The sequence below is a fragment of the Afipia dichlorophenoxyacetatis genome (assembly GCF_055386385.1).
In genome coordinates this window covers 1,410,782-1,424,401 of sequence record NZ_AP029250.1, presented here as the reverse complement: position 1 = coordinate 1,424,401, position 13,620 = coordinate 1,410,782, and the positions used below count along the sequence as shown (strand labels likewise).

The 13,620-nt window shown below is 57.3% G+C and carries 12 protein-coding genes; 6 read left to right on the top strand and 6 right to left on the bottom strand.

Annotation, left to right across the window (positions count from 1 at the left end):
- Window positions 1-11 precede the first annotated feature (11 nt).
- From ACZ5C3_RS06610 to ACZ5C3_RS06600, 3 genes are all read right to left on the bottom strand, one after another.
- On the bottom strand, window positions 12-800 hold the full coding sequence (locus tag ACZ5C3_RS06610) for an ABC transporter permease (protein ID WP_464036238.1): 789 nt from the start codon (window positions 798-800) through the stop codon (window positions 12-14).
- Window positions 800-1,612, bottom strand: a complete 813-nt coding sequence (locus ACZ5C3_RS06605) for an ABC transporter ATP-binding protein (protein ID WP_464038274.1) — start codon at window positions 1,610-1,612, stop codon at window positions 800-802. Before ACZ5C3_RS06605 ends, ACZ5C3_RS06610 begins: the two co-directional genes overlap by 1 nt.
- Before the next feature lie 404 nt (window positions 1,613-2,016).
- On the bottom strand, window positions 2,017-3,357 hold the full coding sequence (locus ACZ5C3_RS06600) for an adenylate/guanylate cyclase domain-containing protein (protein ID WP_464044608.1): 1,341 nt from the start codon (window positions 3,355-3,357) through the stop codon (window positions 2,017-2,019).
- Window positions 3,358-3,575: 218 nt separating this feature from the next.
- On the opposite strand from ACZ5C3_RS06600, the gene ACZ5C3_RS06595 reads away from it, so the two are divergent.
- From ACZ5C3_RS06595 to ACZ5C3_RS06585, 3 genes are all read left to right on the top strand, one after another.
- A complete protein-coding gene (locus tag ACZ5C3_RS06595; RefSeq protein WP_464036233.1) occupies window positions 3,576-4,166 on the top strand; it encodes an NADPH-dependent FMN reductase in 591 nt (196 codons plus the stop codon).
- 147 nt (window positions 4,167-4,313) lie between these two features.
- Window positions 4,314-5,708, top strand: coding sequence for a selenium-binding family protein (locus tag ACZ5C3_RS06590; RefSeq protein ID WP_464036231.1), 1,395 nt, complete (start codon window positions 4,314-4,316; stop codon window positions 5,706-5,708).
- A 36-nt stretch (window positions 5,709-5,744) separates the two neighbouring features.
- Complete coding sequence (locus ACZ5C3_RS06585; RefSeq protein WP_464036230.1) at window positions 5,745-6,386, top strand: hypothetical protein; 642 nt, start codon at window positions 5,745-5,747, stop codon at window positions 6,384-6,386.
- A gap of 85 nt (window positions 6,387-6,471) precedes the next feature.
- Here ACZ5C3_RS06585 and pqqA read toward each other — a convergent pair whose 3' ends face one another.
- The 3 genes from pqqA to ACZ5C3_RS06570 all read right to left on the bottom strand — a co-directional run bounded on the left by pqqA (window position 6,472) and on the right by ACZ5C3_RS06570 (window position 10,558).
- Window positions 6,472-6,552 (bottom strand): pyrroloquinoline quinone precursor peptide PqqA, encoded by an 81-nt coding sequence (pqqA, locus tag ACZ5C3_RS06580; RefSeq protein ID WP_424631636.1) that lies wholly within the window; start codon window positions 6,550-6,552, stop codon window positions 6,472-6,474.
- A 149-nt stretch (window positions 6,553-6,701) separates the two neighbouring features.
- A complete protein-coding gene (locus ACZ5C3_RS06575) occupies window positions 6,702-9,059 on the bottom strand; it encodes a TonB-dependent receptor (RefSeq protein ID WP_464044607.1) in 2,358 nt (785 codons plus the stop codon).
- Between the two features lie 152 nt (window positions 9,060-9,211).
- Window positions 9,212-10,558, bottom strand: a complete 1,347-nt coding sequence (locus ACZ5C3_RS06570) for an ATP-binding protein (RefSeq protein WP_464038273.1) — start codon at window positions 10,556-10,558, stop codon at window positions 9,212-9,214.
- A gap of 159 nt (window positions 10,559-10,717) precedes the next feature.
- On the opposite strand from ACZ5C3_RS06570, the gene ACZ5C3_RS06565 reads away from it, so the two are divergent.
- The 3 genes from ACZ5C3_RS06565 (at window position 10,718) to gfa (ending at window position 13,562) form a co-directional block, all read left to right on the top strand.
- Entirely contained in the window at window positions 10,718-11,338 is a 621-nt protein-coding gene (locus ACZ5C3_RS06565) for a response regulator (protein WP_464044606.1), read from the top strand.
- A gap of 508 nt (window positions 11,339-11,846) precedes the next feature.
- Entirely contained in the window at window positions 11,847-12,956 is a 1,110-nt protein-coding gene (locus tag ACZ5C3_RS06560; RefSeq protein ID WP_464036226.1) for an S-(hydroxymethyl)glutathione dehydrogenase/class III alcohol dehydrogenase, read from the top strand.
- Between the two features lie 39 nt (window positions 12,957-12,995).
- A complete protein-coding gene (gene gfa / locus ACZ5C3_RS06555) occupies window positions 12,996-13,562 on the top strand; it encodes an S-(hydroxymethyl)glutathione synthase (protein WP_464036224.1) in 567 nt (188 codons plus the stop codon).
- The last annotated feature ends 58 nt before the right edge of the window (window positions 13,563-13,620 follow it).

The following is a 13,620-nucleotide window of genomic DNA, read 5'->3' as shown; positions in this document are numbered from 1 at the left end:
CTGGGAAGCGTTCAAGTCCGCCCATCAGCCTGCACCGGCCGCCAGACCAGAAGCCGCCGTTCTACCATCGTCACGATGGCGTCGATGACGAGCACGAAAGCCGCCAGCACGAACATGCCCGCAAAAACGCCGGCAATATCGAAAGTGCCCTCCGCCTGCAGAATGAGATAGCCGAGCCCTGCCGCAGAGCCGAGATATTCGCCCACGACAGCGCCCACCACGGCAAAGCCGACCGATGTATGCAAGGACGAGAACATCCACGACATGGCTGAAGGCCAGTAGACATGGCGCATCAGTTGCCGTTCGTTCATTCCGAGCATGCGGGCGTTGGCAAGCACCGTGGGGCTGACTTCCCTAACACCCTGGTAGACGTTGAAAAACACAATGAAGAACACCAGCGTGATGCCGAGCGCCACTTTTGACCAGATTCCGAGCCCGAACCACAGGGTGAAAATCGGCGCCAGCACAATGCGCGGCAGAGCATTCGCCATCTTTACGTAAGGGTCGAAGATCGCCGCCACCAGCGGCTGACGCGCGAACCAGAACCCGACCAGCACACCACCGACAGAGCCCGCAACAAACGCCAGCATCGACTCCGAGAGCGTGATCCAGAGATGACGCCAGATGGTACCGTCCGCAAACCACTTCACGATACGCGAAGCGACATCAAGCGGCGTCGAAAAGAAGAACGGCGGAAACAGCGGCTTTCCGTTGACCGGGATAGTTGTTGCTAAATGCCAGACGACGACACAGACGACCGCGACGAGAATTTGCAGGAGACCGAGTTTCAAACGCTGCATTACACGACCGCCGTCTGTTCGTAGCTTTTCAGGACTTCTGCCTTGAGGGTGCGCCAGATGTCACGATGGATGTCGAAAAAAGCGGCGTCCAATCGCACTTCGGCGATGTCGCGCGGGCGCGGGAGCGTTATTTTCCAATCCCCGAGAATGCGGGCCGATGGTCCCGCCGACATGATGACCACCCGGTCGGACAGCGCGATGGCCTCCTCAAGATCGTGCGTGACGAATATCACCGCCTTGCGGTCCGCGCTCCAGAGGTCCAGCAGCTGATTGCCCATGATCTGACGTGTTTGCGCGTCGAGCGGGCCGAATGGCTCATCCATCAGGAGAATTTTTGGATCGCGGATCAGAACCTGAGCGAGACCCACGCGTTTGCGCTGTCCGCCTGACAGCATATGTGGATAATGGTTGGCGAAGTTGCCGAGGCCAACGCGGACTAGCCAGCTTTGTGCTTTCACGCGCGCTTCCGAAGAATGCATCCCGGCTGTTTCCAGACCGATAGCAACGTTCTCGATGGCCGTCTTCCAGGGAAACAACGCGTCGGCCTGAAACAGATAGCCGGCCTGCTGATTCAGGCCGATGATCGGCGTCCCGAAAATCTCAACGCGCCCGGCAGCGGGGGCGATCAATCCGGCGGCGATGTTGAGCAGTGTCGACTTGCCGCAGCCTGTCGGGCCAACGATAGCCACGAATTCTCCGTCGGCCACGTTCAGCGTCGCGCCTTCCACGGCGCGATAGCTGGCGCCGCCAGTCAGCCGAAACGTGACATCGACATTTGTGAGGGCGACGGCTGCGTGCGAGGCTGAATGCAGCCCCGTTGTCGTACCTGCCAAGATCTGCTCCCTCCCTCGCCGGCCTTCTTCTGTGAGAAGCCTCTGATGGTGCATATCAAAACCGCGAGGGAAGCGCATGCCTGGAAGAAAGCCCGACTTTCAGGTCCAAGGCCTCATCGGCGGAGCTTGGACTCTATGATGGTGCGGTGTAGTGAGGTCCGCGCCGGACACATCGGTCACGTCACAAGGCATTGAAATAACGACATATTTTCGATAAATGGCGACCAAGGGCGGCATAGAGCCAGGCCACAGGCGACGATCAGCGCTTCATTAATTCGTTACGCAACGTATTCTTCGATCCATCGGACTATCCGATGTCACCGCTGCGCTACGCGCTTTTTCCGAGAATCATCTGGAAAGGCGCGACGAAAAGATTGAGCGGCTCAGGTCGCGACTGCTCTGAACAGGCGCCACTCATTCGGGACGCCCTTCAACTTGAAGGTGCCGCCTTCTTCGAACGCTAGCCCAGAACCGGCGACGAGATCACAGACTGTTTGCGAGACCAGGACTTCGCCCGGAGCGGCAAGTGCAGCAACGCGTGCGCCGGTATGAACCGCAATGCCGGCGATGTCATCGCCGACCACCTCGCATTCGCCAGTGTGCAGACCGCAGCGCACTTCGAGATTGAGCGGACGCACTGCATCGCGGATCGCGGTGGCGCAACGGACCGCGCGTGCGGGCCCATCGAACGCTGCCAGGAATCCGTCGCCTGACGTGTTGATCTCACGGCCCCGGTATTGCTCCAGCACCCGGCGTATCTTGATATAAAATGCATTGCGCAACTCTCGCCACGAACTGTCGCCCAGCGCCGCCGCCTGCGCTGTCGAGTCCACGATATCCGCGAATAGAACGGTCGCCAGTACGCGATCCGGTTCGTGCGCGTGCCGCCGGCCCGTCAGAAATTGCTCGACTTCATCAAGAACCGAGACCTGATTGCCAAACCATGGCATGTGATCTTCGCCTGGCAATTCAACAAGCTTCGCACCGGGAATATGCGAGGCCATGTAGCGCGCGTGCTCAAGATCAATCACGCGATCGCCGATACGGTGAACAACAAGCGTCGGCACGCGTGTCACTGGCAGGATGTGCCGGACATCGATCTCGCGGTTCATTTTCATGATCGCGGCTGCAGCCCCCGGGCTCGCGGAGGCCCTGAAATACGCGGCCAGACGCTCCGCCGCATGATGATCATTGGCAATACTGGGCGCCCACATCGTCGCGTTAATTCCAAGCGGCGTGCCCCAATGGTGCTCGATATTTCCCAGAACAGTTTTCCATCGGTCATCCGTCCATCCGAACGTGTAGTCGGAAGACCACGCGCGCTTGGCGTAAGAGCCATACACCACGAGTCCCGAAGTCCGCTCAGGATAGGTCGCAGCATAAAGCAGCGACATTGGCCCCCCCTCTGAAACTCCCATCAAGGCAGCACGTTTGGACCCGACGGCCTCCAGCACGGTCTGCACATCATGCATGCGTTGCTCAAGCGTAAAGATCTGCGAACCGCGATCGGACATTCCAGTGCCGCGCTTGTCGAAGAGGATGACCCGAGAAAACGAGGCAAGCCGCTTGAAGAAGGCAACTCGATCCGGGGATTGCCACGTCGCTTCAACGTTTGATACGAAGCCAGGAACAAACATCAGGTCAAAGGGCCCATCGCCTATCACCTGATAGGCAATGTAGACGTCATCACATTTGACGTAGTGTGTTACGGGCATCTCAGCCATTGCACCTGTCCTGTAAAAGCGGGCGGGCAATAACTCATCGTTCACCGCTACGGTGCGGCTGGCGGCACCAAGCTAGAACTTACCCATGCCCAAAGCAACGCGGCGCGATCACAATTGCGGGTGCGGAATGATGGAAGATCAGTTGCAACCGGGTAGCAGAAGCGGCTCTAATTCCAAGCTAACGCATTCAAGCCGGCGATTTGTTTTGGAGTGATTTCATGACCCACCGCATTCTCGTTCTCTACGGCTCATATCGTTCCGATCGAATGGGAATTCGTCTGGCTGACTATTCTGTCGACGCGCTGCGTGCACGCGGCAACGATGTCGAACTCATCGATGCCAAAGCCGTCGATCTGCCAATGCTTGACCGGATGTATAAGGAATACGCGCCCGGCTCAGCACCGGCGGCGATGGAAGCGCTTGCATCCAAGATCAAGACCGCAGACGCATTCGTCTTCGTCACTGGCGAGTATAATTGGGGCATGCAACCCGGCCTGAAAAACCTGACAGACCACTTTCTTGAGGAATGGTTCTGGCGGCCAGCCGCAGTCGTCAGCTATTCGGCCGGCCGTATTGGAGGCGCCCGTTCCAACTTTGTTTGGCATGGCACCTTGTCGGAAATGGGCATGGTTGTAATCTCAAGCACGATTACGGTTGGCCCCATCGAACAAACGTTGACCGCCGACGGCAAGCCCACCGGCGACGCAGGAAAGCAACTTGATCGGGCTTTCGGCCGCTTTGCCGACGACCTTGATTGGTGGACCGAGGCCGTGAAGCTGCAGCGCGCCCATAAGGCACCTCCGTACTGAGCTTTCGCGGCAATCACGACGTATTGAGTTTTCTCGCGACAGTCACGACGCAATACGAACTAACTCCGACAGTAGGAAATTACCGCTTTGACATTTCATTGATCGTCTGTGTCCGACGAAGTCCGGGCATAAATTGGAGGGCTCAACATGGCGACGTGGAAACCCGACCCAACGTTTTATCCTTCACCGCGCATGGCGATGAAGGCTCCCCCGGAAAAGCTTGCTTACGTCGCGGCTTTCGATCCGAAGCGAAAACAGCCCGACGGCCTTGCCGTCGTCGACGTCGATCCGAAATCAAAGACCTATTCGAAGATCATCAATACGGTTGTGATGCCGAATGTCGGGGACGAACTCCACCATTTCGGCTGGAATGCGTGCTCGTCATCGCTTTGCCCGAACGCGCCACATCCTCACATCGAACGACGCTATCTCATCGTCCCAGGGCTGCGGTCGTCGCGCATCCACATCATCGATACCAAGCCGGATCCGGCCAAGCCGCAAATCGTCAAGGTCATCGAGCCATCTGAAGTTGCCGAAAAAGCCGGCTATACACGCCCGCACACGATTCATTGCGGCCCCGAAGGGATCTACGTCGCAGCACTTGGCAATGCGAAAGGCGAAGCGCCGGGTGGTATCTTCCTGATGGATCACGAGAGCTTCGATGTCCGCGGGCAATGGGAGATCGATCGAGGACCGCAACAACTGGCTTACGATGCCTGGTGGCATCTCGGACACGACACGCTCGTGACCAGCGAATGGGGCACGCCCGACATGTTCGAGAACGGCCTCGTTCCGGAAATTCTGCTCGGCGCCAAATACGGCCGCAAGCTTCACTTCTGGGATCTGCACACGCGCAAACATCAGCAGACCATCGATTTCGGCGACAAGTATCAGCTCGTGTTCGAACTACGCCCGGCGCACGATCCGACCAAGGCGTATGGTTTCGTCAATTGCGTGTTGAGCCTCGAAAACCTGTCGTCATCGATCTGGGTCTGGCACCGCGACGGTGACAAATGGGCCGTCACCAAGGTCATCGAAATTCCGGCCGAGCCAGCGACAGAAGATGAATTGCCGCCGATGCTCAAGGGCTTCAAGGCCGTGCCGCCGCTGGTGACGGATATCGATCTCTCCATGGACGACAAGTTTTTGTATGTGGCCTGCTGGGGAACGGGTGACCTTCACCAGTACGATGTATCCGACCCGCTCAAACCGAAGCTTACAGGCAAGGTCCGGATCGGCGGCATCGTCTCACGCGCTTCGCATCCGGGAGCCAAGAACGGCGCCCTCAATGGCGGGCCGCAGATGGTTGAAATCAGCCGCGACGGACAGCGGGTTTATTTCACCAATTCGCTTTACGGGGCGATTGATGAACAGTTCTACCCCGAAGGGATCAACGGCTGGATGGTGAAGCTCGACGTCAACCCAAATGGCGGCATCGCATTCGACAAAGACTTCTTCGTCGAATGGCCCAAGTCCCATCGCCCGCATCAGGTGCGGCTGGAGGGCGGCGACTGTTCCTCGGATTCCTACTGCTACCCTTGAAGGACAACCGCAATCTGCAGCGCGCGGAGGGTTTAAATGAATAATGCCTGGGCCTGGCTGACAATCGCCGGGCTTGGGGCCTTCCACGGCCTTAACCCGGCGATGGGATGGCTGTTCGCCGTCGCGCTGGGGCTGCACCGGCAAAACCGCACGATCATCTTGCAGGCGCTGCCCTCAATTGCAGTCGGGCACGCGCTTTCCGTGGCCATCATCGTCAGCGCTGTGATCATGGCAGGTTTCGTGGTCAGCGAGCGCGCCGTGCTCGCCGCGTCCGGTTTGTTGCTGATCGGCTGGGCGATTTATCATCAGATTTATGGCCACAGACACCGCGTACGCTTCGGCATGAAGATAGGGCTCGCGGGTCTGACCGTGTGGTCGTTCCTCATGGCGACCGCGCATGGTGCAGGACTCATGCTCCTCCCCGTGGTGATCCCGCTGTGCCTCTCCTCTTCCGCAGCCAAGAACATGATGCCTGAAGCGTCATCCGCGACCGCAACGATGCTGACCGCCGTTGGAGTTCACACCGCAGCTATGCTGGTCGTCACTGGCGCAATCGCGATACTGGTCTATGAATGGATTGGTGTTGCCGTCCTGCGTAACGCGTGGATCAATCTTGATTTGATCTGGGTCGTTGCGCTTGCCACAACCGGCGTCATCCTTCTCATGTCCGCGGTTTAAAAGCGAACGGCCCGTTCACGATCCCTCAGCCTTCGCTGACGAATCGCAAACGAGCCGCGCTTAAAGTGCTATCTGCTTCGGTCTATTACTTGCGCGCTGCGCAAGCGTACATGTTGATTTCCATGCCGACCGAAACTTCAGCAATCTTGGGGGTCTTCCAAGTCATATTTCACTCCTTCACGATGTGAGGGGGAACATCCTCGCCCCGTCTAACGAGGGCGGTTGCTACTATAACATGGCGCTTCGTTGAAGGTTGCCGGTTCCATGCGGACAAATCCGCGCAGAACACAGCTTAATTGCGCGGCTTGGTTCCAACTAGAACGTCGCCCTCAAGCCCGCATAGAACGCCCGCGGCCGCGCCGGAGTGACGGTGCTCGCGCTTGTGAAGTCCCCTCCGGTGGCAAAATTGGGAAGGTTGTCTTTCTCGAAGAACGTGCCGAGCGTCGCATAGCGACGATCGAAGAGATTGTCGACACGCGCGAACACCTGGAATGTCTTGTCGATCTGATACGTCCCACGCAGGTTGAAGACCACGTAGCCCGGAAGCTCGGGCTGCTGGTTTGAATCGTCGCCAATGAAGAACTGGTTGCTGACAAACAACATATCGCCGCCGAGCTTGAAAGCATCGGTTACGGCATAGTCGATGCTGGCCTTGATCCGATGCTTCGGGATACCTGGGATATGATTACCGGGAACAACAAAGATATTACCGTCATCGTCAGCCGACGGGCTGTTGGAGGCAAGCGTCAGCGGATCGCGAAAGCGCGCATCGACATAGGCATAGCTCGCGAAAAACTGGAGCGGGCCGGATTTGATGTTGAACTCCGCCTCAACACCTTCCCGCCGCGTGGCGCCTACATTCTGGAAAAAGCCAAAGCCTTGCAGGTCCGGGCTCGGAATCGCAAGAATATCGTCCTTATTGTCCGTGCGGAACACACCGAGCTTCCAGTTGATGGTTCCAAAGCCAGCGCCAAAATTATGATTTCCTTTGAAGCCCGCCTCAACGGTGTGGGACACCACCTGCTTGAGCGGCGGATCTGATATCAGGAAAGCTCCGATGATGCAGGGACGCGCGGGGTCGGCGCAACCAAGCTCAAGCGGTGTCGGCGCGCGGTTGGCTTCCGAATAGCCGCCATAGATGCTGATATCGGAGTTAATCTTGTACGTCGCACCCGCCAGCGGATTGAACCGCGTAAAGCTGTTATTGCCGTTCAAATCGCCGCCCAGCTGGTCCTCCAGCTTGATGTTCGCCGTATTAAAGCGTCCTCCCGCCGTCACCGTAAAACGATCGGTGAGGTCTAACGAGTCGAGGGCATAGAGGCCGCTGTAGAGATTGGTGGTGCGTAGTGACACGGGGCCAATCGCGATCGGATCGCCCGATTGTCCGAGAAAGATGTTGGAGCCGCTGACGACATAGTTCGGGCCGATGGTGCCGAGCTCTGCACTCGCGTTGAAGTGCGTGACACCGTAATCGAGGCTGCCACCGACGACGAAACGATTGTTGAAGCCGAAGAGCTGGTCGGTGTTGGTCGCCTGCAGCGTCAAGCCGGTCGATGTGGAGCGTGTCGTGGTCCGGTCGATTTCGCCGAGGATAGCGCCGCCCGGGAACGTGTTGGCGAGTTGCGCACCGTTCAACCCGTTTGCACGCGGGGTATTGTCTGGCTTGAGGTCGTCACCGAAGCAAAACAATCCGGTGTTGGTCAGGCACGGCTGCACTTCCGTCGGGTTGCCGTCCTGCGTCCGCTGATCAAACACACGAACGCGGGCGGAGCCTTCCACCGTCCACGTTGGAGATACATCCGCCTTGCCGGTGAAATTGAGATAGCCGACGCGGTTTTCCATGGTCTGCGGTGTGGTGTAAGTCGCGCCCCACCCCCGTGCATCGAGCAGTTCGACTGGCACGGCGGCCGTGGCGCCAAACCAGTTATGCGCAGCACCCATATTCATATGGAATTCGCTGCTGTCAGTCTTGTAGCCGACATCGCCGTAGAACCTTCGAACGACTGACCCGGAAAAATCGCGGTAGCCATCCTCACGCGCGCCCTCAAGCGCGCCGTAGATCGCAAACTTATCGACCTGCTTGCCCCATTGAGCGGATCCCTGGAACCGGCCATAGGAGCCGCCCATCACGCTCACCTCCGCGCCTTGATAGGAAAAGCCGTCCTTCATCTGGATGTTTAGCGCACCACCTATCGCATTCAGGCCAAACGCCGGATTGTTCGAGATCACATCGATGTACTTGATGGCGGTGGTCGGGATGAAATCCCAATTGACCGTGTCGCCGAACGCTTCATTGATGCGCATGCCGTTCTGATAAACCGCGAGGCCTTGAGGCGTCCCGGCCACAGGCGACGCTGTGAAGCCGCGAAACTGAACGTCAGGCTGGAACGGATTGCCGGCCACATCAATGGTGATGATGCCCGGTACCCATCGCTGCAGTGCATCAGTGATGTTAAGGGAATCCGTGCGTTGGATCTCGCTTGGCGTGACGACCGAAACTGCCGCGGGGTACTTGTTGACGTCGATACCGGTACCGGAGCCCGCAAGCGGTGTGGGTGCGAATACATCAAGCGTTGGCAGGGCAGTTGCACCACCGCCCGACTGACTTTGCGCATTGGCCGCGCAAGAAACAGAGGCCAGGCAAATGGATAAGCCGACAACGCGAGCGTCCATCCGTTCCCTCTTTATTATTTATCCTCGCGCCGAAGCCACGAGTTTGAGGATATGATGAACATTAGAGGTTGAGCCGTCCATGCTACATCTTCAAAAGGTCCCGGCGCGGTCGGGAAAAATTCCCGACCCCTTCGAGTAGTCATATGGCTCGACTACGCAGGCAGCGGCACAATCGCCTCTACCCTGACACCTTTATCAGTGGATGAAATCGCGAGCCGGCCGCCGAGCGCCATCGCCCGTTCTCGCATCCCTATTAAACCGAGACCACTCGCGGTATCGGCGTTCAAGCCAACACCGTTGTCGTTAATCCGGATCTGAATGGCATGATTGCTGTTATCCGGCTCCAGCACGACATCGATCTGCGTCGCCTTTGAATGCCGGAAGGCATTGGTGAGAGCTTCCTGCACAATTCTGTAGATGGTCAAATCGGTGGTTTCATCTGAACCGCCGATCTCAGCCGATACGCGTGCCGTGATACCAACCTGCGGCCTTATCTCTCGCCAGCGGCGGAACAGAACCTCGAGGGCAGCGCGCAGGCCAAGCTCGGAAAGACCGATCGGGCGCAACCGGGCAAGAACGTCACGATTGGATTGCTGCAAAGTGTTGATCTGCTGATGGATCGCATCCCCTGCAGACCTTATCGCTGAAAGATCAGGCTCAGTGTTTCGCGCAAGATTTGCAAGAGACGACGCATGAGCGCGCAATGCAAAGAGACATGGTCCGAACTCATCGTGCAGCTCCGCCGCGATCTCCTTGCGTTCGGTGTCCTGCAACGAAACAATCCGGGCCGCCAGGTTTCGCTTGTCATCGTCGGCCTGCTTCAATGCCGTGGCGAGACTATTCAACCCGTTACAGATTTCAGCGATTTCCGGCGAACCGCGGGGCTTGATGCGTATTCCGTATTGGCCAGCGCCGATTTTGCCCATGGCTCGGGCGATTTCGTTCACCGGTCCCAGTGACCGATCAACCACGAACATCGTGATGAACAATAAAGTAATAGTCACCGCAGTCCCAACGACGAGTTGGGTCAAGATTCCTTGCCAGATTTCGCTAATCTCATCTCTTGGATCTGACTTGATAACGAGTGATCCGAACGAACGCGTCCCAACGGTGATGGGGATGCTCACCGTCGTATGAGACGGATGGACGAACCTCACAAACCACGCCGGCGGCTGGGTGATATCGTCGCTCGTATCCGGGAGATGATCGATTGAGGCACCGTTGCCGCCAGCAGTCGCGTGGGTGATGGTGACGTGCCGCAATCGCATCAACTCCCGCGCAATCTCCTCTAACTTGAGCTCCGGATTCGATGCCTCTCCAAGGTCCGAGATGAAAGCCTCGATCAATCCCTTGGCAAGCCGTGTGACGCTTTGATCCTCAGCGGCGACACGCGGCCCGGCCTCGAAGGCGAGCCGCCCAATATTGATGATCAAGCCGGTGACGAGGACAAACGCGATGAGAAGGTTCAGGCGAAGGCGCAGAGATGCATTCGTCCACATGAGCATGTTGGTCTTCAGCTCCCGGCAAAGCTACGTTGACAGGTAAAAGTACCAGCTATTTAATTCCCGTGTAGAGCATCTACACTCTCCAAGCTAAAGAACGATACCGGACTTAAGCGACCTCACACATGCTGCAGCGCAAAGGGATATACACTTGCCATGCGCATATTGATTGTCGACGACCATCCGATTGTTGGATCCGGCTGCCGCGCTCTATTCGCCGGTGATTCGGATATCGCCATTCTCCAAGCCATGGATGCAGAATCTGGAGAACGCATGTTCGCCAGCGAGCAGCCAGATGTCTGTGTCATTGACATCAATCTGCCGGGTGTTTCCGGATTTGAGCTGGCCAGGCGAATCCTGACGCGCGATGCCAGTGCACGCCTCATTATGTTCAGCATGAACGACGATCCAGTGTTTGCCGCACGCGCCATTGAAGCCGGTGCAAAAGGCTTCGTTTCGAAATCCGGCGAGCCCGGCGATTTGGTCGAGGCCATTCGAGAGGTGGGCAAAGGCGGCGTTTTTCTTCCGCTCAACGTCGCCAAGAGTCTTGCGTTCTCCGGCCCGGAATTTGGTCAAAATCCCCTATCCAAGCTGACCGCGCGTGAGGTCGAAATTCTCAGGCTGCTCAGCACGGGCAAGAGCCTGTCAGAAATCGCCTGGTTAATCCGCGCCTCTTACAAGACCATCGCAAATACGTGCTCATTGATGCGCCAGAAGCTCGGCGTCCGCTCATCAGCGGAGCTGGTTCGCTTGGCGATGGAAAGCAAGCTGACGTGACGAACTGACGTCGTGGGTCGGCGACGGCCTCAGATGTCTTTTCTATCGCGACGCAACAGCGGTCTTGAACCAGGACGGCGGTGATAAGCGATACCGGCATTCAATGCGCAGGTTAGCGTTCATCATCCGATGATGAACTGAAAATGCCACAATGAATTTCACGACGTGCCAAAACGAGCGCGCATCCTTTAAATTATGCAATCACATATCTTGACGTTCGGTATGGGCATGCAATGCTTCATACCGCTGAGCAAAGGCTTCCGATCCTTTTTGCATTGCGGAAGGGATTTTAGAAAGGCCACCGCGCCTACTCCGCGGATGGCATGAGTGCAAAAACAGCACTCACTGAACGACCGATGCCGGACTGACGACATCCGGCATTTTGACGCAGCTTTCGAGATTAGGACGATTAAACGGCGACGCTCATTTCAGCTCAATACAGGACGAGCTGGTCAAAAAATTTGGAAGTCTAGGCTCAGGCAAGAACGTTTGAGAGGAGACCGAACCAATGAAGACACGCGCCGCTGTTGCCTTTGCAGCAAAGCGCCCTCTTGAGATCGTCGAACTTGATCTGGAAGGTCCAAAAGCCGGAGAAGTGCTCGTCGAAATCATGGCGACGGGCATATGCCACACCGATGCCTATACCCTCGATGGCTTCGACAGCGAAGGCATCTTTCCCTCGATCCTCGGGCATGAGGGAGCGGGAATCGTAAGAGAAATCGGCCCCGGCGTGACATCCGTCAAACCGGGCGACCATGTCATCCCGCTTTACACGCCGGAATGTCGTGAATGTAAAAGCTGCCTCAGCCGCAAGACCAATCTGTGTACGAAGATCCGCGCCACCCAGGGCAAGGGCGTCATGCCCGACGGCACATCGCGCTTCAGCTACAAGGGTGAAACGATCTACCACTATATGGGTTGCTCGACATTCTCGAACTTCACCGTGCTGCCCGAGATTGCCGTTGCAAAGATCCGCGAGGACGCGCCGTTCCAGTCAACTTGCTATATCGGCTGTGGCGTCACCACCGGCGTTGGTGCGGTGGTCAATACGGCCAAGGTCGAGCCTGGTTCGAACGTCGTTGTCTTTGGCCTTGGCGGCATCGGCTTGAACGTTATCCAGGGTGCCAAGATGATCGGAGCCGACAAGATCATCGGTGTTGACCTCAACGATGCGAAAGAGGAATGGGGCAAGCGTTTCGGCATGACCCATTTCGTCAATCCGTCGAAGGTCAGCGGTGACATCGTGCAACACCTCGTCAACCTGACCGACGGCGGAGCCGATTACACCTTCGACTGCACCGGGAACACCAACGTGATGCGCCAGGCGCTTGAAGCCTGTCATCGCGGCTGGGGTGTCTCCGTTGTGATCGGCGTGGCCGAAGCCGGTAAGGAAATCTCCACACGCCCCTTCCAGCTGGTGACGGGGCGCGTCTGGAAGGGTTCTGCTTTTGGCGGCGCACGCGGACGCACCGATGTACCGAAAATTGTCGACTGGTACATGACCGGAAAAATCGAAATCGATCCGATGATCACCCACGTTCTGAAACTGGAGGAAATCAACAAGGGCTTCGATCTGATGCACGAGGGGAAATCCATCCGCTCGGTCGTCGTCTATTAAATCAACAAGGCAAAACACAAATATAAGGGAGGTTGAGTCATGGGCGTCAGTCTTCATCCATCCATCGACAGTGGTGTCAAAAAAGGCTCCGGCAGCTTCGCCGGGGGAACACTTGTCTGCAAATGCAAGGACAGGCCTGTCAAAGTCGGCATCAAAGGCGATGTCGCACACAACCATGCGTGCGGATGCACGAAATGCTGGAAACCCGAAGGCGCAACTTTTTCGGTTGTCGCTGTGGTACCCAGCAGCAGCGTCACGGTGCTGGAGAATGGCGATAAGCTGAAAATCGTCGATGCATCCGCGACAATTCAACGGCACGCATGCACCGTCTGCGGCACCCACATGTACGGCCGCATCGAGAACAAGAACCATCCGTTCTATGGCCTCGACTTCATCCATCCTGAACTGTTCGAGGAACAGGGCTCAGCTGCACCGGGCTTTGCGGCCTTCGTATCGTCCGTCATTGAGTCGGGTGTCGATCCCGGTGAAATGGACGGCATACGCACGCGCCTCAAGGAAATCGGGCTCGAACCATATGACTGCCTATCGCCCGCGCTGATGGACGCCATTGCGGCCCATACTGCGAAAGCAAGAATGGCGGCTTGACCCAACAGCCGGTCTGGTGGCACGACCAACGTCGTCGCGCCAGACCGGCTTACTTTTA